The sequence below is a fragment of the Pseudomonas sp. DR48 genome (genome assembly GCF_019823085.1).
In the GTDB taxonomy this organism is placed as follows: Bacteria; Pseudomonadota; Gammaproteobacteria; order Pseudomonadales; family Pseudomonadaceae; genus Aquipseudomonas.
The window spans coordinates 5,663,588-5,688,562 of sequence record NZ_CP081946.1 but is presented as its reverse complement, the minus strand read 5'-3'; the positions used below and the strand labels follow the sequence as shown (position 1 = coordinate 5,688,562).

General features: G+C 56.1%; 23 protein-coding genes. 14 read left to right on the top strand and 9 right to left on the bottom strand.

The window, feature by feature from the left end; translation table 11 throughout:
- Window positions 1-12: 12 nt before the first annotated feature.
- Window positions 13-1,635: an acyl-CoA synthetase gene (locus tag K5K95_RS25705; protein ID WP_222586702.1), complete on the top strand. Its 1,623-nt coding sequence runs from the start codon at window positions 13-15 to the stop codon at window positions 1,633-1,635.
- 51 nt (window positions 1,636-1,686) lie between these two features.
- Here the strand turns inward: K5K95_RS25705 and K5K95_RS25700 are convergent, their stop codons facing one another.
- From K5K95_RS25700 to K5K95_RS25690, 3 genes are all read right to left on the bottom strand, one after another.
- Window positions 1,687-1,977, bottom strand: a complete 291-nt coding sequence (locus tag K5K95_RS25700) for a hypothetical protein (protein ID WP_222586701.1) — start codon at window positions 1,975-1,977, stop codon at window positions 1,687-1,689.
- Between the two features lie 210 nt (window positions 1,978-2,187).
- Complete coding sequence (locus K5K95_RS25695) at window positions 2,188-3,288, bottom strand: NADH:flavin oxidoreductase/NADH oxidase (RefSeq protein WP_222586700.1); 1,101 nt, start codon at window positions 3,286-3,288, stop codon at window positions 2,188-2,190.
- 123 nt (window positions 3,289-3,411) lie between these two features.
- Window positions 3,412-3,828, bottom strand: coding sequence for a winged helix-turn-helix transcriptional regulator (locus tag K5K95_RS25690; RefSeq protein ID WP_222586699.1), 417 nt, complete (start codon window positions 3,826-3,828; stop codon window positions 3,412-3,414).
- A gap of 101 nt (window positions 3,829-3,929) precedes the next feature.
- Here K5K95_RS25690 and K5K95_RS25685 point away from each other — a divergent pair, with 101 nt between their 5' ends.
- On the top strand, window positions 3,930-4,865 hold the full coding sequence (locus tag K5K95_RS25685) for an aromatic alcohol reductase (protein WP_222590430.1): 936 nt from the start codon (window positions 3,930-3,932) through the stop codon (window positions 4,863-4,865).
- A gap of 31 nt (window positions 4,866-4,896) precedes the next feature.
- Here K5K95_RS25685 and K5K95_RS25680 read toward each other — a convergent pair whose 3' ends face one another.
- A complete protein-coding gene (locus tag K5K95_RS25680) occupies window positions 4,897-5,844 on the bottom strand; it encodes a LysR family transcriptional regulator (RefSeq protein WP_222586698.1) in 948 nt (315 codons plus the stop codon).
- Between the two features lie 176 nt (window positions 5,845-6,020).
- On the opposite strand from K5K95_RS25680, the gene K5K95_RS25675 reads away from it, so the two are divergent.
- From K5K95_RS25675 to K5K95_RS25640, 8 genes are all read left to right on the top strand, one after another.
- Window positions 6,021-7,547 carry an efflux transporter outer membrane subunit gene (locus K5K95_RS25675; RefSeq protein ID WP_222586697.1) on the top strand — a complete coding sequence of 509 codons (1,527 nt, stop codon included), beginning with the start codon at window positions 6,021-6,023 and terminating at the stop codon, window positions 7,545-7,547.
- On the top strand, window positions 7,547-9,724 hold the full coding sequence (locus K5K95_RS25670; protein WP_409999737.1) for an FUSC family protein: 2,178 nt from the start codon (window positions 7,547-7,549) through the stop codon (window positions 9,722-9,724). Before K5K95_RS25675 ends, K5K95_RS25670 begins: the two co-directional genes overlap by 1 nt.
- A 3-nt stretch (window positions 9,725-9,727) precedes the next feature.
- Complete coding sequence (locus K5K95_RS25665) at window positions 9,728-9,928, top strand: DUF1656 domain-containing protein (RefSeq protein WP_222586695.1); 201 nt, start codon at window positions 9,728-9,730, stop codon at window positions 9,926-9,928.
- A 10-nt stretch (window positions 9,929-9,938) separates the two neighbouring features.
- Window positions 9,939-10,829, top strand: a complete 891-nt coding sequence (locus tag K5K95_RS25660; protein ID WP_222586694.1) for an HlyD family secretion protein — start codon at window positions 9,939-9,941, stop codon at window positions 10,827-10,829.
- Window positions 10,830-10,840: 11 nt separating this feature from the next.
- Complete coding sequence (locus K5K95_RS25655) at window positions 10,841-11,458, top strand: nitroreductase (RefSeq protein WP_222586693.1); 618 nt, start codon at window positions 10,841-10,843, stop codon at window positions 11,456-11,458.
- A 59-nt stretch (window positions 11,459-11,517) separates the two neighbouring features.
- On the top strand, window positions 11,518-12,339 hold the full coding sequence (panB, locus tag K5K95_RS25650; protein ID WP_222586692.1) for a 3-methyl-2-oxobutanoate hydroxymethyltransferase: 822 nt from the start codon (window positions 11,518-11,520) through the stop codon (window positions 12,337-12,339).
- Window positions 12,340-12,504: 165 nt separating this feature from the next.
- Window positions 12,505-12,927 (top strand): hypothetical protein, encoded by a 423-nt coding sequence (locus K5K95_RS25645; RefSeq protein WP_222586691.1) that lies wholly within the window; start codon window positions 12,505-12,507, stop codon window positions 12,925-12,927.
- Between the two features lie 28 nt (window positions 12,928-12,955).
- Window positions 12,956-13,438: an MEKHLA domain-containing protein gene (locus tag K5K95_RS25640; RefSeq protein ID WP_222586690.1), complete on the top strand. Its 483-nt coding sequence runs from the start codon at window positions 12,956-12,958 to the stop codon at window positions 13,436-13,438.
- Window positions 13,439-13,454: 16 nt separating this feature from the next.
- Here K5K95_RS25640 and sodC read toward each other — a convergent pair whose 3' ends face one another.
- Window positions 13,455-13,970, bottom strand: a complete 516-nt coding sequence (gene sodC / locus K5K95_RS25635) for a superoxide dismutase family protein (RefSeq protein WP_222586689.1) — start codon at window positions 13,968-13,970, stop codon at window positions 13,455-13,457.
- 40 nt (window positions 13,971-14,010) lie between these two features.
- Window positions 14,011-15,444 carry a PLP-dependent aminotransferase family protein gene (locus K5K95_RS25630; RefSeq protein ID WP_222590429.1) on the bottom strand — a complete coding sequence of 478 codons (1,434 nt, stop codon included), beginning with the start codon at window positions 15,442-15,444 and terminating at the stop codon, window positions 14,011-14,013.
- 251 nt (window positions 15,445-15,695) lie between these two features.
- Between K5K95_RS25630 and K5K95_RS25625 the strand changes: the two genes are divergently transcribed.
- Window positions 15,696-16,136 carry a carboxymuconolactone decarboxylase family protein gene (locus K5K95_RS25625; RefSeq protein ID WP_222586688.1) on the top strand — a complete coding sequence of 147 codons (441 nt, stop codon included), beginning with the start codon at window positions 15,696-15,698 and terminating at the stop codon, window positions 16,134-16,136.
- On the opposite strand, the gene K5K95_RS25620 is transcribed toward K5K95_RS25625, so the two are convergent.
- From K5K95_RS25620 to K5K95_RS25610, 3 genes are all read right to left on the bottom strand, one after another.
- Entirely contained in the window at window positions 16,101-19,277 is a 3,177-nt protein-coding gene (locus K5K95_RS25620) for an efflux RND transporter permease subunit (RefSeq protein WP_222586687.1), read from the bottom strand. The genes K5K95_RS25625 and K5K95_RS25620 overlap by 36 nt on opposite strands.
- Complete coding sequence (locus K5K95_RS25615; protein WP_222586686.1) at window positions 19,274-20,443, bottom strand: efflux RND transporter periplasmic adaptor subunit; 1,170 nt, start codon at window positions 20,441-20,443, stop codon at window positions 19,274-19,276. The genes K5K95_RS25620 and K5K95_RS25615 overlap by 4 nt, the downstream gene beginning before the upstream one ends.
- 126 nt (window positions 20,444-20,569) lie before the next feature.
- Window positions 20,570-21,520, bottom strand: a complete 951-nt coding sequence (locus K5K95_RS25610; RefSeq protein ID WP_222586685.1) for a LysR family transcriptional regulator — start codon at window positions 21,518-21,520, stop codon at window positions 20,570-20,572.
- A 186-nt stretch (window positions 21,521-21,706) separates the two neighbouring features.
- Here K5K95_RS25610 and K5K95_RS25605 point away from each other — a divergent pair, with 186 nt between their 5' ends.
- The 3 genes from K5K95_RS25605 to K5K95_RS25595 are packed head-to-tail and all read left to right on the top strand — an operon-like array spanning window position 21,707 to window position 24,935.
- Entirely contained in the window at window positions 21,707-22,732 is a 1,026-nt protein-coding gene (locus tag K5K95_RS25605) for a zinc-dependent alcohol dehydrogenase family protein (RefSeq protein WP_222586684.1), read from the top strand.
- Window positions 22,729-23,739 carry an LLM class oxidoreductase gene (locus K5K95_RS25600; protein ID WP_222586683.1) on the top strand — a complete coding sequence of 337 codons (1,011 nt, stop codon included), beginning with the start codon at window positions 22,729-22,731 and terminating at the stop codon, window positions 23,737-23,739. Before K5K95_RS25605 ends, K5K95_RS25600 begins: the two co-directional genes overlap by 4 nt.
- On the top strand, window positions 23,736-24,935 hold the full coding sequence (locus K5K95_RS25595; RefSeq protein WP_261398071.1) for an MFS transporter: 1,200 nt from the start codon (window positions 23,736-23,738) through the stop codon (window positions 24,933-24,935). Before K5K95_RS25600 ends, K5K95_RS25595 begins: the two co-directional genes overlap by 4 nt.
- Window positions 24,936-24,975: the final 40 nt, after the last annotated feature.

The window sequence follows — 24,975 nt, the reverse complement described above, 5'->3', positions numbered from 1 at the left end:
CAGGATAACCTCATGTCGATTTTCGAAACGGGCCTGGCGCCCTCGGCAGTTAACCATATCGCCCTTTCTCCGCTGAGCTTCATCGAGCGCACAGCCTCTGTCTACGGTGAGTATCCCGCCGTGATCCACGGCGCCATCCGCCGCAACTGGCAAGAGACCTATGAACGTTGCCGGCGCCTGGCTGGCGCACTAAGCCAGAGGGGTATCGGCAAGGGCGATACTGTGGCAGTGATGCTCCCCAACATCCCGGCCATGCTCGAAGCCCACTTTGGCGTGCCGATGATCGGCGCTGTACTCAATACCCTGAACGTGCGGCTGGATGCGCGAGCTATTGCCTTCATGCTTGAGCACGGCGAAGCCAAGGTGTTGATCACCGATTGGGAGTTCCACGCTGTTATTCGTGAAGCCTTGAGCTTGCTCTCTCATCCGCCACTGGTTGTCGATGTGGACGACCCGGAGTACGGCGAAGGCAGCGCGGTTAGCACGCTGGACTATGAAGCCTTCCTCGCTGAAGGTGATCCACAGTTCGCCTGGCAATGGCCTGAGGATGAATGGCAAGCCATCTCGCTCAACTACACATCCGGCACCACGGGGAATCCCAAGGGGGTCATTTACCACCACCGCGGGGCCTATCTCAATTCACTGGGAAATCAGATGACTTGGGCCATGGGGCACCACCCGGTGTATTTGTGGACCTTGCCGATGTTTCATTGCAACGGCTGGTGCTATCCATGGACGGTGACTGCGTTGGCTGGGACTCATGTATTCCTGCGTCGGGTCGATCCGCAGAAAATCCTCACTTTGATTCATCAACATCGGGTCAGCCATTTGTGTGGTGCGCCGATTGTCCTCAATGCGTTGGTCAATCTGCCAGACTCGTCCAAGGCTGCCTTCGATCATCCGGTCGACGCCATGCTGGCGGGCGCCGCACCGCCGGCCAAAGTCATCGGTGCGGTCGAGGAGATGGGCATCAAGGTCACACACGTCTATGGGCTGACTGAGGTTTACGGCCCGGTGACCGTTTGCGCCTGGCATGACCAGTGGGACGAGCAACCGCTGAATGAGCGCGCAAGGATCAAGTCGCGCCAGGGCGTGCGCTATCCGACCCTGGAAGGGCTGATGGTTGCCGATCCGAAAACCCTTGAACCGGTCCCCTTGGACGGCACAAGTGTCGGCGAAATCTTCATGCGCGGGAACACGATCATGAAGGGCTATTTGAAGAACACCGAAGCGACAAGTGAAGCGTTCGAAGGCGGCTGGTTCCATACCGGCGACCTGGCGGTGCGTCACCCTGACGGTTATGTCGAAATCAAGGATCGCCTAAAGGACATCATTATCTCGGGCGGCGAGAACATTTCCACCATCGAGGTCGAAGACGTTCTCTATCGTCACCCGGCAGTACTGGAGGCCGCAGTGGTCGCCCGTCCGGACGAAAAGTGGGGCGAAACTCCTTGCGCCTTCATCAAGCTCAAAGTCGATTATCAGAACACCCGGGAAGCCGATATCATCCTGTTCTGTCGTGAACATCTGGCGGGCTTCAAATTGCCGAAAACCGTGGTGTTTATCGAGTTGCCGAAAACATCGACAGGCAAGATCCAGAAGTACTTGTTGCGCGATTGGGCCAAGGCACTCTGAAAAGAGTGCCCAAGTTTAGAGCGCGTTAGCTGGAGTAGCCGGCAAAGGCTATCAGCCTCTCTCCAGTTTAAATGGAGAAGGCTGATGGTTGGCTGAAGGCTTCAGCGTTTGCAGATCCTGTTCGCAGGTTTTATTGGCGTGGAGGACGCCAAGCTCGCCGACCTCTTCCTGCATCAACGTATCGCAGGCAAAAAAATCAGCGGGTCGGCAATACTTCTCAAGCGAAGCATTGTCGAGATGGAAGGCATAGGTTCTTAAAAAAGGCATCTGGGCCTCCGGTGCAATACCGATGGCAGGTGTTCCAACAATTATGGAGTTGAGGTGTTGGAAGGGCAGGTACATCTACCACGGGGCGAGTGCGCGTTTTTACGCCTTTGAACACATCCAGCAGTGCAGTCTTTGCTGTATGTATAGGCTCGCCATTGTGCAGGGGTAACGAAGAAGAGTAACGATCCGATATGACCTAAAACAACTAGTCCATTGAAGCGCAATAGTCCTGAAAACGAGTATTAACCGATTAAGACTGCATGCCATTAAGGGCCAAAAAAAAAGTTAGGAGAACCGGCTTTTTCGTCCGAGCCAATGGCCGTATTGAGTGGGTAGAACCTCTGCAGCATTTTCAACGCCGAGTTCGTATGCCGCGAAGCTGGCCCAGTGCGGATTGGCCAAGTGCGCACGTCCCACCATGACGAGGTCGAGTTGCCCATCGGCGATCACTTTTTCGGCAACGGTGGGTATGCCCATGCCCCATGCGGAGGCAACGGGAATGCCTGCTTCTTCGCGCACTCGCTGTGAGACATCGGCCAGGAAAGGAGTGCCCCAGGGAATGTCGATGTCAGGGATGGTAAAACCTATGCTGACGCTGAGCAGGTCCAACCCGTTGGCTTTGAATTGACGAGTCAGGTCGATGGCCTCGGCCAACGTCTGTTCGTCCCGTCCGTCATATTCGATGACGCCCAGGCGGATGGTCAGCGGCAAGTGTTCGGGCCATACATCGCGCACGCCGGCCAGCGTCTCGAGGAGAAACCGAGAGCGGTTTTTAAACGAACCGCCGTAAGCGTCATCGCGTTTGTTCGCGTAGTCGGACAAAAAACTCTGCGCCAGGTAGCCGTGGGCAAAATGCAATTCTAGCCATTCGAAACCCGCTTCCAGCGCCCGGCGTGCGGCACTGACAAAATCATCGCGAACGCGGGCAATCTCCGTGACCGACATGGCCATCGGAGGGGAGGGCATGTTGGCGCCGAACGCAATGGCCGAGGGACCGATGGTTTGCCAGCTACGCGGATCTTCTTCGGGCATCTGCCCGTAACCCTCCCATGGAAGCATCAGGCTGGCCTTGCGTCCGGCGTGTCCAAGCTGAATGCCAGGGACGGCGCCGGCAGCCTTGATTGCCTGCACCACGGGCACAAGCGCCTGAGCCTGTTCGTCATTCCATAGGCCCGTACAAAACGGCGTAATGCGCCCCTCCGGCGAAACCGCGGTGGCTTCCACAATCACCAAAGAAGCGCCGCCACGGGCCATGGACGCCAGATGGACGAGATGCCAGTCGTCGACGACTCCGTCATTGGCCGAATACTGGCACATCGGGGCGACTGCGATGCGGTTACGCAGGGTTATACCCTTGAGGGTCAACGGCTGGAATAGTGCGGACATACTGAGTTATCTCACGGGACAAAACGCTAGGTTAGGGGCCCCGCGTTGGCGGAAAAAGCGGCTCTGGCTCCGTATTCCACGGAGCTAAACTTCCGCAATCAGCGATGAGTAACAGTATTGCAATCATTCTTCAGTGAGCGCGTTCACCTGGAGGTCATAGGACTGGCGCGCATTGCGAAAACCCTCGGCGTTTTCAATGACCCACGTCCATAGCGGAATCATCTGCACCAAGAGGCCCATCCCGATTTCCGACAATTCATATTCAACGCGTGGTGGAACCTCGTGATGGTCATGACGCACCACCAAACCGTCGCGCTCGAGTTGACGAAGCGTGCGTGTGAGCATCCGTTGTGTGACACCGTGCATGCGCCGGCTGATTTCTGCATGTCGCAACTTGCCCGCTACGCCCAGCGTATGAACAACACCCAGAGACCAGCGATTTCCGGCATGTGTCAGCACTTCGCGCTTCAACCCGTCATCCTCTGCGCTCAGGGCGTCACAGGCGGCTTGAGAGCGTTTTAATACCTCTGATCTGTTCAATTGTCCTCCGGTATCACCGGTGTGCCTTCTTATGAGCGAACTCCTAGTGTGCCAGCATCGGCAGCGCCTCAGAGGGGGCAAATCAATAAGGGGAGATGGTTATGCAAGATGACACACGTACGACGGATCGCGGAATCCTTGTCCTTGGCGCAGGTGAATTGGGTATGTGCGTTCTTCGTCAGTTAGCCAGACTGGCGGCGACGCCCAACGGTACACGCGTGACGGTTCTGTTACGTCCTTCCACGCTGGAGTCCAACGAGTCGAGCAAGAAAGCGTCCATCGACGAGCTACGTGCCTTGCGCATCGAATGTCTGCCGGGTGACTTGATGTCTGCTTCGATTTCCGAGCTCAGCGCGTTGTTTGCCGGTTTCGATACGGTGGTCAGTTGCATCGGTTTCGCGGCGGGCAAGGGGACGCAAGTCAAACTGACCCGCGCGGCAATCGAGGCCGGCGTCCGGCGTTTTGTTCCGTGGCAGTTTGGCGTCGATTACGACGTCATCGGCCGGGGCAGCGCTCAGGATTTGTTCGATGAACAACTTGATGTGCGAGATATTTTGCGCGGGCAGGAACGAACCGAGTGGCTCATCGTTTCCACCGGAATGTTCACCAGCTTCCTGTTTGAACCGGTATTCGGCGTGGTGAACCTTGCTGAAAATACCGTCAACGCACTGGGCAGTTGGGACACCGCTGTTACCGTCACCACCCCCGAAGACATCGGCTTGCTCACCGCGGAAATTCTCTTCGCGAAACCGCGTTTGAAAAATCAGGTGGTGTACACCGCCGGTGACACGCTGACGTATGGCGAGTTGGCTGACAAAGTGGATAAGGTGCTTGGACGCCATGTCCTGCGAGTGGAGTGGAGCGTTGCCAAGTTGAACGCAGATCTGGCATTCGACTCCGATGACGCCATCAAAAAATACAGGGCTGTGTTCGCGCAAGGGAAGGGCGTCGCCTGGGATAAAAGCTGCACGTTCAACCATCAGCAGCATGTTGAAGTTATGGATGTGGAGCGATGGATGCGCCTTAACCTCAGCTAAGGCGTTCACCTGACGCAGGGTTTCCCTGCGCTCAGTTGAAGTGGACCAAGTCGCGAATTTTCAATACGGCCTTATGGTCGGCAAGTACTTCGGGTAACGAGTTTTTCAGGTATTCCACCCAGGTTTTTATCTTGGCATCCAGAAAATGCCGAGACGGGTAAATGGCATACAGACCCAGCTCTTCCAGACGATACCTGGGTAACACGCGTACCAAGGTGCCATTGCTCAACCCTTTGATGGCGGCATGCACCGGCAGTATTCCGATCCCCATGTCGTTGCTGATTGCAGTTTTCATCGCGTCCACGGAGTCCACCAAAAAAGGAGAGGAGGTGATAGTCACCTCCTCGTGCCCGTTCGGACCGTCGAAGGCCCATCGTTCCAGAGGAATAACCGGGCTGACCAAGGTTAAGCAGGCGTGATTGAGCAGGTCTTGAGGCCTGTACGCTGCGCCGAATGCTTTCACGTACGAAGGAGAGGCACAGACAATGCTGTAAGTCTCACCCAGCTTTTGCGAAACGTTTGTGGAGTCTGGCAAGTCGATGGCCAAGATAATCGACACATCGAAACCTTCGTTGACCAAGTTGGGAATCCGATTGCTCATACTCAGGTTAAACGTGACATCGGGATAATTTTTCCGATAACGGGCGATCGCGTCCACCACATAGTGCTGACCTATGCCGGTCATCGAGTGCACATTCAGCTGTCCCGTAGGTTGCGTGTGGGCATCACCCGCTTCGACCTCAGCCTCTGCCACCGATTTGAGTATCTGTTCGCACCTGAGCAAATACCGCTTGCCGGAGTCGGTCAGCGCGATTCGCCGCGTGGTGCGATTGAACAGGCGAGTTCGCAGGTGTTTTTCGAGCTGCGAAATCCCGCGAGAGATATTTGCGGTGGTGGAGTCAAGCTGTACCGCGGCGGCAGTGAAGCTGCCCGCTAACGCCACGCTTCGGAAAATTCGCATGTTTTGCAGGATGTCCATTGGGACTCTCCGAGTAGTCGAAATTTAGTGTGGCATAAAGTAACAGGGCGCCGTAAACCCTATTTATTGTCTTTTTTAAAGCAACAATCATTCGCTTTTCTGATGACTTATCGGTGTATTTATTAGCCTCTAGACTCCCCGGCCCTTAGCGCTATTCAAGTCGGGAGTCATTCACGGTGCCGCGATTCATCAGCCAAAATTTCAAGTTCCAATGCGTCCTCTGGTTAGGTTTGGCTACCAGCGGCTGCATCGGAACCCAAGGCATTGCTCCTCAAATGAAAGCGCTTCACGCCAACGACCTAGACTCGGGCAAGGCAATTGCTCGAGCAGCAAAGGAAGCCAATTGGCCGTCATTTCAATGGTGGCGTGACTTCGGTGACGAGCAACTCAATCAGTGGCTGGAGCTCGCCCTGATGGACAGCCCGAGCCTGGCTGCGGCATCTGCGCGTGTTCGCCAGGCCAGGGCGATGGCTGAGATCGCTGAGTCTGCCGAGTCATTGCACATTGACGGCAATGCCTCAATTAAACGTCACCATTGGCCAGCCGACCCGTTTTACGGCCCCGGCGACTTGTCCAATAACAGCACGTGGGACAACAGCTCTTCGCTGGGACTTAGCTACCCACTGGATATATGGGGGCTGGAAAGCAGCAGGACCGAACAAATGCTGGACAGTGCCCACATGAGCGCAGCCGAAGCACGTCAGGCTCAGCTGGAATTGCAGAATAATGTGGTGAAGGCCTACATACAATTTTCACTGAATTTCGCTCAGCTCGATATCGCCAATGAAGTCCTCGCTCAACAGACGCAAATTCTGGAACTCGCGCAGCGTCGATTGAAAGGCGGAATTGGCACTCATTTCGAGATCAGTCAGGCGCAAACCCCGCTGAGTGAAACACATCGACAAATCGATTCGCTGGAAGAAGTCATCGCACTGAATCGCAATCAGTTGGCCATGCTGGCGGGGAAGGGGCCGGGTGCGGGGGCCGTCCTGCGACGGCCGGTTTTGTCGTTACAACAAGCCATAAAGTTGCCCGCTGTGCTGCCTTCCGAACTGATCGGTCATCGCCCGGATGTGGTTGCCAGTCGATGGCGGGTGGCAGCGAATGCGCGGGGTATCGATGTGGCGCACGCAGCCTTCTACCCTAACGTCGATCTCGTCGGTGGCATTGGTTACATGGCCAGCGGCGGCGGGATGCTTGAGTTTATCGCCGGCAGGAAAATCAACTACAACGCAGGTGCCGCAGTTTCCCTGCCGATATTTGATGGCGGTCGCTTGCGTTCCGAATTGGGTGAAGCGTCGGCGGGCTATGACATAGCTGTTTCGCACTACAACCAGTCCTTGGTCCACGCACTGAAAGATATTTCTGATCAATTGATACGCCGGGCATCGATGGATCGCCAGCAGGTGTTTGTCACCGAGTCGGTGGCATCAGCCAAGCGTACTTATGACATTGCACTAACCGCCTATTCTCGCGGTTTGACCGACTACTTGAACGTTCTGAATGCACAAACCGCGTTGTTTCACCAAGAGAGCATTCAGCAAAAGGTCGAGGCTGAACGGTTGACGGTGCATGCCGCATTGATCGTGGCGTTGGGCGGAGGGGTTGCCAGCCAGTTGGATACCCCTGTCGAACAACAGATGACTCCTCGCAAGCCCCAGGCCGTACTGCACGCCCTTGATCAATTGATGAGCCAACCATGATGGCATTACTTCAATTAAAACGACGGCTCGCTTCGCTGGAACCTCGTAGAAACCTCGTCGAGTGGATCAACAATGAAGGGTTTACCGCGATCTATTTGTTCAAGGTGCTGGTCGCTTCTTTCCTGACCTTGTGGCTTGCCATGCGCCTGGAACTGCCGCAACCGAGTACGGCAATCACCACGGTTTTCATTGTCATGCAGCCACAAAGCGGGCACGTCCTGGCCAAGAGTATCTATAGATTTATCGGTACGTTAGTCGGCTCCGCATTCATGGTTTTTTTAATGGCCATGTTCGCGCAGCAGACGGATTTGTTTCTGGCCGGGCTGGCGATTTGGGTCTGCATTTGTTCTACAGGCGCTGCGCGAAATCGCAATTTCCGCGCCTATGGTTTCGTGCTTGCCGGGTACACCGCAGTAATGGTTGGCTTGCCGGTGGTTTCTCATCCTGACAAGGTCTTCATGGCCGCCGCATGGCGGGTGCTGGAAATCACGCTTGGGATTATCTGCGCCACACTGGTCAGCGCCACACTGTTGCCCCGCACCGCGAGCGCCAGCATGCGCAACACGTTGTATCAGCGCTTTGGCAATTTTGCGGAGTTTGTCGTTGCCGGCATTCGCAGTACCATCGACCAAAAAGCATTCGAAAGCGGTAACGTTCGATTTATCGCCGAAGCGGTCAATCTGGAGGTTCTGCGCAGTATCACCATCTTCGAAGACCCACACATGCGTCGGCGCAACGGTCGACTGAACCGACTGAATAGCGAGTTCATGGCAATCACCACTCGCTTCAACGCGTTGCATCAGTTGATCGAGCGGTTACGTCATCGTGGTGGCGAGTCTGTGGCGCTGGCAATCGACCCAGGGCTACGAGAATTGGCAGATGCATTGGAGCAGTTTGCGGGACACTCACTGACACCCGCCGATGCCGAGTTACTGGCCCTGCGTGCGCAAACCTATAAGGCAGGCTTGCCCGAGCACGTGCGTCACCAGCGTTCGGCGTTAATGCAGATCAATCCTGGTGCGAACGATTTACTCGATTTCCATACCGCCTATGAGTTGCTGTATCGCTTTGTCGATGAACTTCACAGCTACGCCTTGACCCATTCGTCGCTTGCTGACCACTCCCACGCGAGGGAAAAGTGGGACGAACCGTTCATGCCGCAAACCAACTGGATGGCAGCCATTGCAGCGGGTCTGCGCTCGGCATTTGTGTTGCTGTTCCTCAGCACGTTCTGGATCCTCACGACATGGCCCAGTGGCGCGGCCATGACGTTGGTGTCCGCACTGACGGTTGGCTTATCAGCGTTCTCTACAAACCCGAAACGGATGTCTTTTCAGATTGCTTGCGGGACGCTACTGGCGGCAGCCATTGGTGTGTTCCTGGTATTTTTCGTGTACCCGCTCATCGACGGATTCCCATTACTGTGCTTGGTCATTTCACCGGTGATCGTCTTGGGTTCTTATTGGCTGGTCCGCCCGCAATGGGCCGGATACGGACTGGGAATGCTGGTGTTCTTCGGGACCAGTTCAATCCCGGACAACATGACGCTTTATAACCCCTACGGGCTGATCAATGACTACATCGCGATGGTGTTCGGCATGTTGGTATGCGCGGCGGCAGGGGCGATTATCCTGCCTCCAAACAGCCCATGGTTGTTGCATCGGCTTGAGCATGACCTGAGACGACGGATCACTTTCGCTATCAACGCACCGTTGAAAGCGCTGGGTTCCAGTTTTGAAAGCGGTAGCCGGGACTTGTTAAACCAGGCTTATGGCCTCGCGGCAGGCAAGCCACTGGTGCAGCGAAAATTGTTGCGATGGATGTTGCTGGTGCAGGAAATCGGTCACGCAATCATCGAGCTTCGGCGGGAGCAGGCAGTGCTGCCGATACATCCCAGCTACGCCGAGTCACAACCATGGCGCCAGGCCATTCGAGCGATGGGGCGAGCCCTGACACGACTGTTCCTTAAACCGACTCAGGGTCATTTCAACCGAGGTCTCGCCGCCGTCGAACACGCGATCGACTGTGCGCAACGAACTGAAGAACCATTCGCTTCGCATTTCGACACTTCAGTCCTCCGTCGAATAGGGAGCTATTTGCACTTTATTCGCACCTCACTACTCGATCCGCAATCCCCTTTGTCCGAATACGCCTCTCTCGTCGAGAGCAAGGAGTGAACCATGTACAGAGAAATAGCGTTCCACGGCGTCTACGTACCCACCATGACGTTGATCTTTTTTGTCGCGGCAGTTCTGGCGTGGGCACTGGGTGCTTTGTTTAACGGCGTCGATCTGTATCGATTTTTCTGGCACCCGGCGCTGCTGCGCCTGAGTGTCTTTACCTGCATTTTTGGCGCCTTAGCGCTGACTGTTTACCGTTGAGAGTGCTCGGATGAAAAAGCTTTTCAGTTTGATCGCGACGTTGACAGTGCTGGCCTTGGCGCTGTGGCTTGGCCGGATTCTTTGGGCTAATTACATGGACACACCCTGGACGCGGGACGGCAGAGTACGCGCTGACGTCATCAATGTTGCCGCGGATGTGGCGGGTGTCGTTGTTGAGGTGCCCGTGCGCGATAACCAGGTGGTAAAAAAAGGTGATGTGCTCATGCTGATTGACCCCGAGCACTACCAATTGGCCGTCAAGCAAGCCCAGGCGCTGGTGGCTTCGCGCAAGGCAACATGGGAAATGCGCAGACTGAACGCCAATAGACGCGCCGACATGGATAACCTGGTCATATCCAGCGAAAGCCGTGAAGACGCCAGCAACATCGCCGGGGCGGCCATGGCCGATTATCAACTCGCTCAAGCTCAATTGGAGGCTGCTGAGCTCAACCTAAAACGTACCCGAGTGCTTTCGGCGGTCGATGGCTACGTCACCAATTTGAACGTTCATCGCGGCGATTACGCCAAGATGGGCGAGTCAAAAATGGCTGTGGTTGATCGTCACTCTTTCTGGGTTTATGGCTTTTTCGAAGAGACCAAACTACCCCATATCCGTGTGGGTGATTCCGCGGACCTGCAGCTGATGAGTGGCGAACTGCTCAAAGGCCATGTCGAGAGCATTGCCCGCGGTATCTACGACCGAGACAACCCTCAGAGCCGCGATCTCATTGCCGATGTCAATCCGACCTTCAACTGGGTTCGCTTGGCTCAACGCGTGCCTGTGCGCATTCACCTGGACCAGGTGCCAGACGACCTGGTGCTGGCGGCCGGCATTACCTGCACCGTCATCATCAATCCTCAACCCGAATCGGGTGATAACACCGCACTCATTGAAAAATGAAGGAGTCTTCCATGAATTTTCCTGATGCTACAACTTCAAGCAATCGCGAACTACTGGGCAGTCTACTTAACCGCCAGTCGCAATGGCCATTGGGGCTGCCTATTCCCGACGCCGACGAATTGAGCCTTGTTTTTCAAGTAGCAATGCGCGCGCCGGATCATTCAAATCTGAAGCCGTGGCGATTCATTACGGTCCGGAATCCGGCCACCCATGAGCTCGGCGAAGTGTTTGCCGCGGCAGCTTTGAAGCGCAATGCACAGGACCAGGGAAAGGCATCGAGGTCGCAGGCGACTGCCGCGCCGATGTTGATCGCCGTTGGCGTAAGGATCTCGGTATCAGACAAGGTTCCGGAGATTGAACAAATGTTGTCGGTGGGTGCTGCAGCCATGAACATTTTGAACGCGCTGCACATCCTGGGTTACGGCGCTTACTGGGCATCGGGACAGAATTCTTACGATCCGGACGTACGTCGTGCACTGGGGCTGACAGGTGATAACGAGCGTTTACTCGGGTTCATTTATGTCGGTACGCCGAGCAAGATCTCTCGTCTCAAAGCTCGGCCATCTGCTGCCGAATTTGTTACTGACTGGCTTGGTCCCGTACCGGACAGTGTGGCTTCGCGCGGTTGAAGTTCCCGGAGTGGGCAGCGTTCGCCAACCCGTTCAATCTTTAGAGTTCTAGGAAAAATATGTCTCTTCGCATTCGTTCAACGCGTTTGACTGTCCCGCAGATTGTCAGTCGCAAGGGTAAAGACAAAATCGTCTGCCTGACGGCCTACAGTGCACCTATGGCGGCGCTTCTCGATGCGCATGTCGACTTGTTGCTGGTAGGCGATTCCGTCGGCATGGTGGTGCACGGTCTGCCAAGCACAGTCGGCGTGACGCTGGAGATGATGATCCTGCATGGCAAAGCGGTGATTCGAGGTTCGGAACGAGCGCTGGTGGTGATCGATATGCCTTTTGGCAGCTACGAGCGAAGTCCGGCGCAAGCTTATGACTCGGCCGTAAAGATCATGCAGGAAACAGGTTGTCAGGCCGCAAAGGTCGAGGCTTGTGAAGGGATCGCTGACACCGTCGCTTTCCTTGTGAAACGTGGCATCCCCGTGGTCGGCCATGTCGGGATCAGGCCACAGGCTGTGCATACCGATGGTGGCTTCAAAACGAAAGGGCATACCATCGATGAACGACAGCAGATTTTGGCGGATGCCAGGCAAGTGAGTGACGCCGGTGCATTTGCCATAGTGGTCGAGGGAGTTGTCAGTGAACTCGCCGATGAAATTACCCGGGCGGTGAGCATTCCCACCATCGGTATCGGTGCCTCCAGCGAATGCGACGGACAGGTTTTGGTGGTCGATGACATGCTGGGTCTATTCGAATGGACACCCAGGTTTGTCCGTCGTTACGCCAGCCTTCACACCCTCATTGACGAGTCGGTAGCGGCCTATGCGATGGATGTCAGAAATGCAGTGTTCCCCAATAGTTCGGAAACCTATGCCGCGCGCAAAACCTAGCCGCGGAAGGCGCGCTTTGGGCTAGGAGAAATAGCCGGAATTGGCGGTGGGTTATTCCAGGGTTGTCAGATAGTTTTGGATGACGTGGCGAATGCATCGACCACCGTTATGTTGTGTTTCGCAGTCTGTTTATGCCTGGGAAACACGATGGGAGTCTGCAACCTTATGAGTAAACACACGATAAGTTTTGCGACCATGGCAGTGTTTGCTGTGGCCGGTCTGTTAAGCATCAGCATGTTCGCCAACGGCGTGTTCATGATCGTCAATCCAGCGCTGTGGTACACGGAAGTCCCGGGAGTCGCCAGGACCGGTGCATTCAACCAGCACTTCATCCGTGACATCGCGATTTTATACATGATCATTGGCGGCGCCCTGTTGGGCGGTGTTCTTCGCCGAGAATCCAGCGTGATGTTGTGGGGCACGACGGCGCTGTGGCTTAGCGGCCACGCGGTTTTTCATGTATGGGAAGTGATGGCAGGACTGTGCGGTCCCGAAACGCTGATCGGCGATTTTCCAGCCGTGACATTACCGGCCCTGATCAGTCTCGGCTTGACTGTATGGGCGTGGCGCAATCCTCATGCCAAATGATTCCAGTCTCAGGAACTAAGGGTATTCCATGAACAATACTGAAGGGGGTGATCAGACCCCGGTCTCGATCATTCAATTGCTGGATCAATCCTACCGTCGGTGGACCGGTGAAGGGCTCCCGTGTCCGTTGTCGAACACGGGGCTGCGTGAGGAGTGGTTACACAATCGTGCGCCGTACAGCCTGGTGTCCCACAACGACGACGAGGACCCGCATTTCATTTACGCCAATGAGTGTGCGTTGGCCTGTTTCAAATACAGCCGGGAAGTGTTTTACGGCATGCCGTCACGGTTCAGCGCTTCAAGCCTCGACAGGGTGGCACGACAAGCACTGCTGGAGGTCGTCACGGCCAAGGGCATTGCCGCCGGATACACAGGCTATCGCGTCGACCGTCATGGCGAGCCGTTTATGATTCACGATGGCATCGTGTGGGAAGTACTGGACGAGGCGGGTGTGCGAAAAGGGCAGGCCGCCTTGTTCTGGCCAAACGCTGCGCCCTTCGGCAGGCTCTAGGGCTGGATCGATCCTGTCAGATCGCGCCACAGGCGATCCGTGAACTTCCACCACCGTATTTTACCGGTGTGTCCGCATAGTTATCGCTGCCGGCATGAATGATCAGTGCGCGCCCCTTGATCTGTTTCAACTGTTTCAACCTCGGTGCCAGTAACGGCTCCGAAGCGGTGCCTTGTGGACTGACCAGCATCAGCGGCAGGTCACCGAGGTGGCCTCGACCGTTCGGCCCCGAATGCTTCAAGGTTTGCCCCGGGTCCATATGTCCACCGGCGGCCATGGCCGGTGACTTTACACGGCTACCTGTCGCGCAATTCCCGCTGTCATGTACATGAAAGCCATGGGGACCGGAAGGGAGCAGCTTCAAGTCCGGGGTAAACAACAGTCCGTCGGGTGTTTCCTTGATAGTGATGGTTCCTATAGGAATCGGTGCCTTAACAAGGCTCATCAAACTCATGGGTACGGATATGGAATCCGCTTGGGCGATGCCCGCTGTCATCACGCCAAACAATCCCAGCAAAATACGTCGTTTCATAGGTCAACCTGAAGGGTAACGGTTTGTAGCAAATCGCACGTCAGGCGATCTGCTGAAGAATGTCTCGCACCCGGTTCAGGGCAATATCGATATCCAGTGTTTCAATGGCGCCGAAACCCATGAACAAGCCTTGCTTGGGCTTTTGCATGTCGAAAAAACCGTTGATTGAATAGAGCCCCACCTCCGATTTCCTTGCCAGCTCGATCAGCAACTCAATGTCGATCGGCACCTTGCACAACAAGGTCATGTGAAAGCCTGCACTGCTGGGTATGGCTTCGAACCAGGGTGAGAGGTCGTCGTTGACTCGTTCCAGCAGACGCTCACGCCTGGCGGCATAAATGCCGTGGCAGCGGCGGATATGTTTGAGCAAGCAGCCTTCGGCAATGAATTTGGCCAATGTCCACTGAGGCAATGTCGAGGTGTGCAGATCGGTCAGTTGTTTGGCCCTGATTACCGCTTCCAGAATCGTTGGCGGCAGGATCATGTAGCCGAGGCGCAATTGCGGCAGCAGCGTTTTCGAGAAGGTCCCGACGTACGCGACGATGCCGCAGGTGTCCATGCTGTGAAGTGAGTCGGTGGGTCGTCCTTCGTACCGAAACTCGCTGTCGTAATCATCCTCGATGATGATCGCCCCCAAGGTTTTTGCCTTTTCCAACAGCGCCTGGCGACGAGCCGGACTCATCGGCATACCGAGGGGGAACTGATGGGAGGGGGTCACATAGATCAGACGAGTACCTTCAGGTATCAAGTCAATCAGCATCCCTTCCTCGTCCACCGGGATACCGACGACGTTGGCGCCGTAGGAGCGGAACAGCATACGGGCGGGCGGGTAGCCGGGATCCTCCATGGCGATGGTGCCGCCGTCGCGCGTCAGCACGCGGGATATCAGGTCCAGCGCCTGTTGTGCGCCATTGCACACCACCACTTCATTGTCCTGACAATTGACGCCACGGGAGAACGCGATGTGTCGGGCAATGGCGTTTCGTAACGCCGGCAGACCCTCTGGAGAGCCATACAGCCCCTTGGACTGGGAAATCTGGCGCAGGGCGTTTGATGAGCAGCGACGCCACTCGTCTTGTGGGAATAGACCTTGGCTGGTGGCGCCGCCGATGAACTCGTAACGTAACGCGCCGTCCAGTTCCGGGTGTCTCAAAAACGTCGGCATTGCATCCCAACGTTCAAGACTCTGTGCGCTGGCCAAATCAAGATGGGTTTGTTTAATTGTCGTTTTTGTCGGGCGGGCGTTTACGTAAGTACCTTTGCCCACTTTGCCCGCGAGCAGATTCTCATAAGTCAGTTGCGCATAGGTGTCTGAAATGGTTTTGCGGGAAATACCCAATTGTTGAGCCAGCAAGCGACTCGGAGGAAGCTGAGTGCCAGGCGCCAATTGGCCGGTTTCAATCGCGTTGTATAACTGGTTGTAGAGCTGCCCCGCCAGGTTCTTATGGCCATCGATGACAATATGAAATTCCATGAGGCGTGACTCCAGCGCAGATTTGGATTTTGAAACACTCATTGAGAGGTTTAAGACTACCGCAATGGTTATCGCTGGAAAGTTGCGTGCAGGTAATTCAGAAAATTGGCCTAGTCCAATGCAGAGCGATTGTTTACTCACGTGCTTGAGATGGACTTCTTTAAATAGCCGGTATTGGAGGTAGTTGAAGTGTCTTTCGATGGTTAGGCTGGCGTGACAAAAAATATAAATTAGCCGCCTGGAGATTGATCATGAGTGCACGTCTGGATTATTACGCCGCTTCACCTAAAGCCATGAAAGCGATGATGGCGATGGAAGCATTGACCAATGGTTTGAGCATCGAACCGGCACTGCTTAACCTGGTCAAGGTTTTCGCCTCGCAACTCAATGGCTGCGCCTTTTGCACGGACATGCATTCGATTGATGCACGTCGGCTCGGCGAAACGGACCGGCGTTTGTATTCCGTCGTTGTCTGGCGCGACAGTGTTTTTTTCACCCCCCGTGAAAGGGCGGCGCTGGCCTGGACGGAAGCCGTCACCTTACTGTCCCAAAGCCATGTGCCAGATGACGTTTGGGAACAGTTGAAAGGTGAGTTCAATGACACTGAGATGGTCGACCTGACGGTGGCTATCAACACCATCAATAGCTGGAACCGCTTAGCTGTGAGCTTTCGTCAAAAGCCCAGCGTGTGAACGATTGTTCTGGGCCAGGTTGCGCACAAACACGTAAAAAACCGGTGTGAATACCAAGCCGAACAGGGTGACGCCGATCATCCCGAAGAACACAGATGTGCCCACCGCCTTGCGCATCTCTGAGCCAGCGCCTGGCGTCGTCACCAGGGGGAGCACACCAAGGATGAACGCGAACGATGTCATGAGAATCGGGCGTAACCTCAGCATGCAGGCTTGCGTGACCGCCTCAAGGCGGGCCTTTCCTTCCTGTTCCAGTTGCACCGCGAACTCGACAATCAAAATGGCATTCTTTGCCGCCAATCCTACCAGCACCACAAAGCCGATTTGCGTCATGATGTTCATTTCCAAACCCATCAGCCTTAGCCCTGCCACGGCAGCAAGCAGGCACATGGGGACGATGAGCAGAATCGATAGCGGTAGCGACCAGCTGCCGTATTGCGCAGCCAGCACCAGATAAACGAACAGTACGCACAAGGGGAATATCAGCAACCCGGTGTTGCCAGCGCTTGTCTGTTGGAAGGTCAGGTCCGTCCATTCGAAGGCGATGCCAGGTGGCAGTACTTGCTTCGCTAGCTCTTCCATCGTTGCGCTAGCGAAGGCAGCCCCCTTGCCGGGCAAGGTATCACCGCTTATTTCGGTGGCCGGGTAGAGGTTATAGCGGGGCACGCGTTCAGCACCCAGAACATCGCTGAGTTGAGTCACGCTACCGATCGGGACCATTTCACCGTCGGTATTGCGGGTTTTAAGTCGAGACAAGTCTTCGGCGGTTGCGCGGTACGGCAAATCTGCTTGCGTCGTTACCCGATAAGTGCGTCCGAGAATATTGAAGTCGTTGATGTACGCGGAACCAAAGTACGTTTCTATCGCCTCATTGATACCTTGTGCGGGGACGCCCAGCATTTCTGCGCGCTCTCGGTCCAGATCGACTTTGATTTGTGGCGTTGCCGCTGAGTAGGTGGTGTAGACCCCGACCATACCTGGGGTTTTATTAGCTGCCACGACCAAGTCCGCGGTGGCCTTTGCCAACGCTTCGGAACCGACGCCACCGCGATCTTCGAGGCGCATGGCGAAACCTCCGGTGTTGCCAATGCCTTCGACGGGAGGAGGGGAGACGACGAGAATCGAAGCACCGGCAATCGATGCAACGCGTTCACGCAACTGCTCGATGATTCGTTCGGCCGTTTGCCCTTCCTTTATCCGCTCGGGGAATGGCTTGAGTACGACATACAGCGCTGCGGCATTCGACGAGATGGTCTGAGTGGCCCCGGAAAAACCGGAGAACACCGGAACACGTGAAACACCGGGAACATTCTTGGCTATCGACTCGATCTCCCGCGCCACTTTTGTCGTGCGTTCGAGGGAAGCTCCGCCGGGAAGTTGTGCAATCACCACTAGATAACCGCGATCCATGGCCGGTATGAAGCCTTTAGGGGTGTTGATCAGCAAGAAGGCGGTTGCGCCAATCAGCAGTCCGTAGAGCACCAGCATCATAGGTGTCAGCGAGATCAATTTTCGCACCAGTCTTCCGTATCCATCGGACAGCGCACCAAATTCATGATTGAACCCAGCAGCCATTCGTTCGATGGCCCTACTGAATCTCTCAAATCGTCGAGCCGGTTTCAACTTTTCATGGCGCGCGTGAGGGCGCAGGATCATGGCCGCCAACGCGGGAGATAGCGTCAGCGAGTTGAAGCAGGAAATAGCGGTGGCGATCGCGATCGTGATACCGAACTGGCGGAAAAACTGACCGGAAATCCCGCCAATGAAAGCCGTCGGCACGAACACAGCACAAAGCACCAGCGTGATGGAGCACAGTGCGCCGCTGACTTCGCGCATAGTCAACAGCGTTGCTTCTTTCGGGGCGCGGCCATCACTGAGGTGCCGTTCGACGTTTTCGACAACCACGATAGCGTTGTCAACAACGATGCCAACCGCGAGCACCAGGCCGAACAACGTCAGGTTGTTGATCGAAAATCCCAAGGCCATCATGGCAGCGAGTGTTCCCACCAACGAGATAGGGATGGCCAGAATCGGAATGATCGAAGGCCGCCAGCCTTGCAGGAAGACCAGGATCACCACGACCACCAGAATCACCGCCTCAAAGATGGTCTTGACCAGTTCACTGACGCTGTCGGCAATGAATTCGGTTGGGTTGTAGGCAATGCTGTAGTCGATTCCCTTTGGAAATTCCTTCTTGAGCTGCTCCATGGTCTGTTCTATTTCACGTGTCGTCTCCAAGGCGTTTGCACCCGGGCGTTGCAGGGCTTGAACCGCTACGGCGGGCTTACCCTGCAGATAGCTGTCCGTGGAGTAGGACAGCGCACCGACTTCAATACGCGCCACATCCTTGAGATGGACGATCCGTCCTTCAGCGCCTTTTTTTAAGATGATGTTGTCGAAGTCGGCCGGGGTTTTCAAACGGCCTTCAAAGATCAGGTTAGGTTGGAACGATTGATTTTCCACCGGGGGCTGAGCAACTGTTCCACCTGCGATCTGGGTATTTTGCGCGCGCACCGCGGCAATGATTTCGCCGGGCGTCAAATCCAGTGCGGCTGCCCGTTCAGGATCAAGCCAGACACGCATCGAATACTCACGGGCGCCAAAATACTGAATGTCACCTACGCCATCTATGCGCTTGATGACGTCTGTGACACGACGGATCAGAAAGTTGGAAACATACAGTTGGTCATAGCTTTCATCGGGAGAAAACAGAAAGATGGTGCAGAACTGCGTGGGGGAAGATTTGCGCACCGAAACACCATTGCGCTGCACCGGCTCGGGCAGACGCGGCACCGCCAATGCCACTCGGTTTTGTACCTGGACTTGGGCCTTGTCCAGATCTGTGCCGGGTTTGAAGGTGACTGTCAGGTTGAGCCCGCCATCGGAGGTCGCCTGGCTATACATGTAGATCATGTCTTCGACGCCGTTGACCTCTTGCTCAATTGGCGTGGCGATCGTTTCGGCGACGGTTTGCGCTGATGCACCCGGATAGGTTGTCGTGACAATAACGGTCGGCGGGACGATGTTTGGGTACTCGGAAACGGGAAGCATGAGGTAGGCGAGCGCACCGACAATTACGGTGACGATCGACAGGACGATGGCGAGTACCGGCCGTTCAACGCTGACACTACCGAGGCTCATTGAGTGCGCTCCACGGTGGCCAGGCTTGCATCAACAGGTTTGAGCTGAACAACAACTTTTTCGCCGACTTGTGCGCGCTGAAGCCCGTCGACGATCACACGATCCTGAGGTTCCAGGCCTTGGGTGATTTCCCGCAACTTGCCATATAGACGACCTAGTTGAACGGTCCGCACGGCGACGCGATCCTCATGATCGACCACGTTCAATACGCGCCGGGTTGCATCAGTGGTCAGCGCAGCGTCAGGGACGAGTAATGCGCGATGCGCACCATCGCTGATGAGCTGTACACGAGCGAACTGCCCCGGGTTCAGCGAGTGGTCTTTGTTATGAACGCTGGCACGTCCGCGCAACGTTCCGGTCGAACGATCAAGGCGATTCTCGATGAAGTCGAGCGTGCCTTTGCGTGTCGGTGTGATTTCACCGGGCAAGGCAATCAATACCTCGCTGCCCAGATTATCGGCAGAAGGCCTTTTACCCTCGACGACCAACCGCCCATAACGAAGGTAGGTTTGTTCATCAATGTCGAAGTAGACGTCAATCGGGTCAATGGATACGACGCTGGTCAATAGCGTCGCACTGTTGTCTCCTCCTGCTATCAGGTTACCGACGCTGACAAGCTTGCGGCTGATCCGGCCATTCATGGGCGAGCGGACCTGGGTGAAAGACAAATCCAGTTGCGCACGATCAAACACACCTGACGCCGTGGCGACGGCCGCACGTGCGGTCTGCTGTTCGTGGACGCGCTGGTCATAAATGTTTGCAGCGATTGCACCGGAAGGAATCAGGCGCTTGGCACGAGCCAGTTCAATCTCGGCCAGTTCAAGTCGCGAGCGTGCCGACGCCAGTTGGCCTTGCGCCTGAGTAAAAACAGCTTGATAGGGCCGAGGATCGATGACGAACAACAAATCGCCCTTGCGCACGATTGCCCCATCGATGAACGCAACCTGATCGATATAGCCGCTCACACGAGCTCGTATGTCCACCGAGTCCGTGGCTTCGAGCCGACCTGTGAAACTGTCCCGGCCTATCACGTCGCGTTGGACGGGAGGGCTTGCGATCACGGTGGCTGCCGAAGCGGCCGGAGGCGGTGGCTGATTGCAGGCGGCAAGGATGAGTAACGTCGGGAATACCGCCGCAACGCGTAGGGGATGTGCAACTCGTAGCATCGGAGGTCAGCCTTGAATGTCTGAGAGGATAGGCGCGGCCAGCGGAATCTGGCTCGAGGGCTCGCGCATCTGGCGGTGGCTACGATAGGTAGCTTCTCTCTCAGGATTAAGTAGGCTGGAGTTCCGCTATGCGCGGAAGTTTTGCTCCGTAGTTGCCGATTTTTTTTCGAGTGCTCGGCGGACGGGGGTGGCGGCTTCGGGAAACAGGTGCACGTTCAGGAAGTCGATAAACACGCGCAGTTTGGGGGCGGGGTGTCTGCCCGATGGCCACATGATCTGAAATACGCCCGCCTGAGAGCAGTCCTCCAGTATGGGAACCAGTTTTCCGCACTCAAGCCATTCCTTGATGGCGAAATCGGGCAAGTAGGCGATACCGATACCTTGCACCGCAAAACAGATACGCGCCTCGAGGTTGTTGCAGACCATTGAAGTGGGAAGGTTCAGTTCACTGTCACCATCGGTCAGACTCACTGGCCAGCTTTGTAACTTTCCGGTATTCGGGAAGCGAAATTGAATGCAGGAATGCTTTACCAACTCGTTGGGATGCAGCGGAACGCCACGCTCTGCAAAATACTCGGGAGCGCCGACCAGAATCATTCGGTAACTCCCCAGTCGTCGCGAGGTCAAGCGTGAGTCTGGAGAATTACCACTGCGCACAACAGCGTCATAGCCTTCCTCGACTACATCGACTCGACGATCCGAAAATGTCAGGTCGAGGTCGACATCGGGGTAGGCTTTTTTAAATTGTGCCATGACAGGGAGAAACGGCTCTCCAACCAGTGGGAGGCTGACCTTGAGTCGTCCACGGGGCGCCAGTACCGTTTGCGTCAATTCCGCTTCTGCCGCTTCTATCTCCGCCAATATCCTTCGACACCGTTCGAGGAAAAGCGCGCCTTCCGCAGTTAACGTGATGCTGCGGGTGCTGCGATGAAACAGGCGTACACCCAGGCGCTCTTCAATTCGGACAATACTTTTGCCGACCGCCGAGGCGGAAACGCCTAGCACACGGCCGGCCGCTACGAAACTGCGCGTGTCGGCGACCTGCACGAAAACGTTCAAGGTGTTGAGGCTGTCCATCAGGGCTCCAGATTGCGTGAGGGATGGTTCCTGATAGTCGGGAACGTCATCTACCTTATCCGATTTCAACGCGTGCGGCGCTCGATTGCGGAACTGAACTTCCGCACATAACGGAACTGCCCCCTACTTAATCCACTGCATGGCCTCTCATATCCTCTCGGTACATTGTCTTACCGAGGAATCACCATGACCGACATGATCAATCGCTGGGAAATACCTTCTCTGGGCCTGGAAAAACTGGCACTCGCATCGGTGCCGCTACCAGTACTCAAAGCTGGGGAGGTGCTGGTGAAGGTCGAGGCGGTATCGTTGAATTACCGCGACGGTGAAGTCGCTGAAAACGGGATGGGCGTCCCGTTGACGTTCCCATTTACGCCCGCATCGGACATGGCGGGCACGATAGTCGCCGTCGGTGAGGGTGTCACCCGGTTTACCGTGGGTGAGCGGGTGATCTCGATCTGCATTACCGGATGGGTCGATGGTGCACCGCTGTCCTGGGCCGTCGCGCCCACCCAGGGCGGCCCGATACCCGGCATGTTGGCCGAGTATGTCGCGACACCTGCCGAATGGTGTGTGCGTGCGCCGAAGTCGTTGACGCCAGCGCAGGCCAGCACGCTGCCGATTGCCGCGCTAACCGCTTGGATGGCGCTTATCGAATTGGGCCATGTGCATGCTGGTCAGACGGTCGTCGTGCAGGGGACCGGTGGAGTTTCACTGTTCGCGGTGCAACTGGCAGCGGCGTGTGGCGCAATGGTCATTGTTACGAGCAGTAGCGATGAAAAAATCCAGCGTGCGATCAAGCTCGGCGCCACCCACGGGATCAATCGCCGCCGCGAGCCCGAATGGCAATCGGCAGTGCTGGAGTTGACAGATGGCAGAGGCGCCGATCACATCCTGGAAATGGCAGGCGGCGACAACGTGCGGCGTTCGCTTGAGGCCGTCGTGAACGGTGGCAGGATTTCAGTGATTGGGCTTCTTGAGTCGGATAAATTCACGGCCCCGATCCTCGCCTTATTAGGAAGCCGGGCATCGATCACCGGTATCTCGGTGGGTCCTCGCCGCGCGCTGGAGGATCTGGTTCGAATGATTGATCAGCACTTGATCAAGCCTGTCATCGATCACATTTATACCTTTGCCGAGGTGCCGCAAGCCTTTGCTCACCTCAATCGTGGTGCGTTCGGCAAAGTCGTCATTGAGGTCAGCCGCTCATGACCGTGAATGACATTTCCAAGGGAGAACGCGTTCGATCTCTACCTGTCGACCTGGCGAGTCATCGCGGTTTCGGTCGGGTATTTCAACCGGGCAAGCTGACGCTGGGGCTCATCGCACCTCTGGAGGGATATCCCGACAGCGTGGCTCCCACCCTCGACAATCATGTGGAGATGGTGCGCAAGGCCGATGAAATCGGCATTGCTGCACTCTGGCTCCGAGACGTGCCTTTTTACGATCCTGGCTTTGGAGATGTCGGCCAGATCATTGATCCAATGGTATATGCAGGTTTTCTGGCGGCGCATACCCGCCAGATTGCTATTGGCAGCGCCGGGATCGTCCTGCCATTACGCGACCCTCTGATCGTGGCGAAACAATCGACCAGCGTCGACCAGTTACTGGGCGGTCGTTTTATTCTTGGGCTTTCAGGTGGGGATCGAGCAGAAGAGTTTCCGGCGTTCGGTGTTTCTTTCGACGACCGTGCAGAGCGGTACCGTGATGCATACGCAATGATCCGGGCCGCGGTCGGTAATGAATTTCCAACCTGGCAAAGCGAGTTCTACGGTGAGTTGAGGGGCACGCTGGATCTGATTCCCAAGCCGGTCGCCCCGGGCTTTCCCGCGGTTGCAATTGGCCGCTCGGGCCAAACGCTGGACTGGCTGGCCGCCAATATGGATGCGTGGATCTGGCACGGAGCGGACGCTCGGCACATGGCGGATATTTTGCCAAAGTGGAGGCAGGCAACGGCGGACAAGCCCTTCAAGCCTTATGGTTATGGCACCTGGTTCGATCTGGCGGAGGACCCGGACTTGCCTATCCAGCCAGGTCGGATACTGAAGGGAGGGCGTCATGCTCTCACGGCACTCTGGCGCGAGCAGGAAGAGGCCGGGGTGAACCACGTCGTGCTCAACATGAAACAAACCCGGCGGCCTGTCACCGAGATTCTTGATGAGTTGGCGGAGTTTATCTTGCCGCAATTTCCCACTCACACAGTGGAAATGTCGTCATGAGTACTGCAACAGCGTCTGGTAAATCCATGCCCTACATCATTCTTGGTTTGTTCGGGCTTTACACGCTGGAGTTTGGCGTCGTTGGAATCTTGCCGATGATCGTCGCGCGATTTGAGGTCAGCGTGTCGCAAGCGGGCCTTTTGATGGGGTTGTTCGCCTTAATCGTGGCAGTGCTGGGACCTTTTCTGGTCCTGCTCTCTTCCCGATTTGAGCGTAAGAGAGTCCTGATCGTTGCGCTGTTCGGGTTTTCCGTTTGCAGCGTGCTGTCAGCCTTTGCACCCAACTTCGCGACATTGATGGTGTTGCGCATTGTCCCGGCGATGCTCCATCCGATATTTTTCGCGGCTGCCTTTTCCACCGCAGTCTCGCTTTATCCGAAAGAGCGAGCAGGGCATGCGACGGCGCTCGCGGTGGTCGGTACAACCCTGGGCCTGGTGATTGGTGTGCCGCTGACCACGTGGGTGGGCGCCAGCATTTCCTACGAAGCGTCGTTTTTCTTTTGTGCCCTAGCCACTGCGCTGGCCGGTCTGGGATTGCTTTTCAAGTTGCCCCATCACGAACGCGCCGCGCGCATTACCTTTGGCAAGCAACTGGCCGTGCTGCGCAGCCCGGCAATGTGGTTGGCTGTTGGCGCGACCGTGTTGGTCTTCACCGCGATGTTTTCGGTCTACAGTTACGCTGCCGAGTACCTGAAGACCCAGACCGGCATGGATGGGCAGACCATCAGCGAAATGCTGGTAGTTTTCGGGATTGGCGGCGTGTCAGCCAATCTGATCGTGGGCCGGCTGTTGGGTAGGCATCTGGTCGTGACCGCCATTGTCTATCCCATTGTGTTGGCGGTGGCGTACCTGATTCTTCTGTCCTTCGGCAGCGCATCGGTGACATCGATGACAGTAATCGTGCTGCTCTGGGGCGCCGCTCACACAAGCGGCCTGGTGATCACCCAGATGTGGCTGACTTCCGCGGCGCCTGACGCTCACGAGTTCGCTACCAGCCTCTACGTCTCGTCCGCTAATGCCGGTGTGGTCGTTGGTTCGTCGGCCGGTGGGTTGTTCATCAATACGTTCGGTATGACAGGCGCCATCTGGTGCGGGCTGCTATTTGCGGTTCTGTCGCTGGCGGTGATCGCGTTGAAAGCGATATTTTATGGCGCCTCGGCCGAGGCAACTGGGCAGGGCGTAGTAGAAGCAAGTTGATCGAAAAGCTTCAGAGCTGAACAGTGTTCGGGTTCCTTTC

Excerpts from the sequence above, each read along its gene's own strand:
- K5K95_RS25705 (WP_222586702.1), top strand. The coding sequence starts at position 13 with ATGTCGATTTTCGAAACGGGCCTGGCGCCCTCGGCAGTTAACCATATC.
- K5K95_RS25700 (WP_222586701.1), bottom strand. The coding sequence starts at position 1,977 with ATGTACCTGCCCTTCCAACACCTCAACTCCATAATTGTTGGAACACCT.
- K5K95_RS25695 (WP_222586700.1), bottom strand. The coding sequence starts at position 3,288 with ATGTCCGCACTATTCCAGCCGTTGACCCTCAAGGGTATAACCCTGCGT.
- K5K95_RS25685 (WP_222590430.1), top strand. The coding sequence starts at position 3,930 with ATGCAAGATGACACACGTACGACGGATCGCGGAATCCTTGTCCTTGGC.
- K5K95_RS25680 (WP_222586698.1), bottom strand. The coding sequence starts at position 5,844 with ATGGACATCCTGCAAAACATGCGAATTTTCCGAAGCGTGGCGTTAGCG.
- K5K95_RS25670 (WP_409999737.1), top strand. The coding sequence starts at position 7,547 with ATGGCATTACTTCAATTAAAACGACGGCTCGCTTCGCTGGAACCTCGT.
- K5K95_RS25665 (WP_222586695.1), top strand. The coding sequence starts at position 9,728 with ATGTACAGAGAAATAGCGTTCCACGGCGTCTACGTACCCACCATGACG.
- K5K95_RS25660 (WP_222586694.1), top strand. The coding sequence starts at position 9,939 with ATGAAAAAGCTTTTCAGTTTGATCGCGACGTTGACAGTGCTGGCCTTG.
- K5K95_RS25655 (WP_222586693.1), top strand. The coding sequence starts at position 10,841 with ATGAATTTTCCTGATGCTACAACTTCAAGCAATCGCGAACTACTGGGC.
- panB (WP_222586692.1), top strand. The coding sequence starts at position 11,518 with ATGTCTCTTCGCATTCGTTCAACGCGTTTGACTGTCCCGCAGATTGTC.
- K5K95_RS25645 (WP_222586691.1), top strand. The coding sequence starts at position 12,505 with ATGAGTAAACACACGATAAGTTTTGCGACCATGGCAGTGTTTGCTGTG.
- K5K95_RS25640 (WP_222586690.1), top strand. The coding sequence starts at position 12,956 with ATGAACAATACTGAAGGGGGTGATCAGACCCCGGTCTCGATCATTCAA.
- sodC (WP_222586689.1), bottom strand. The coding sequence starts at position 13,970 with ATGAAACGACGTATTTTGCTGGGATTGTTTGGCGTGATGACAGCGGGC.
- K5K95_RS25630 (WP_222590429.1), bottom strand. The coding sequence starts at position 15,444 with ATGGAATTTCATATTGTCATCGATGGCCATAAGAACCTGGCGGGGCAG.
- K5K95_RS25625 (WP_222586688.1), top strand. The coding sequence starts at position 15,696 with ATGAGTGCACGTCTGGATTATTACGCCGCTTCACCTAAAGCCATGAAA.
- K5K95_RS25620 (WP_222586687.1), bottom strand. The coding sequence starts at position 19,277 with ATGAGCCTCGGTAGTGTCAGCGTTGAACGGCCGGTACTCGCCATCGTC.
- K5K95_RS25615 (WP_222586686.1), bottom strand. The coding sequence starts at position 20,443 with ATGCTACGAGTTGCACATCCCCTACGCGTTGCGGCGGTATTCCCGACG.
- K5K95_RS25610 (WP_222586685.1), bottom strand. The coding sequence starts at position 21,520 with ATGGACAGCCTCAACACCTTGAACGTTTTCGTGCAGGTCGCCGACACG.
- K5K95_RS25605 (WP_222586684.1), top strand. The coding sequence starts at position 21,707 with ATGACCGACATGATCAATCGCTGGGAAATACCTTCTCTGGGCCTGGAA.
- K5K95_RS25600 (WP_222586683.1), top strand. The coding sequence starts at position 22,729 with ATGACCGTGAATGACATTTCCAAGGGAGAACGCGTTCGATCTCTACCT.
- K5K95_RS25595 (WP_261398071.1), top strand. The coding sequence starts at position 23,736 with ATGAGTACTGCAACAGCGTCTGGTAAATCCATGCCCTACATCATTCTT.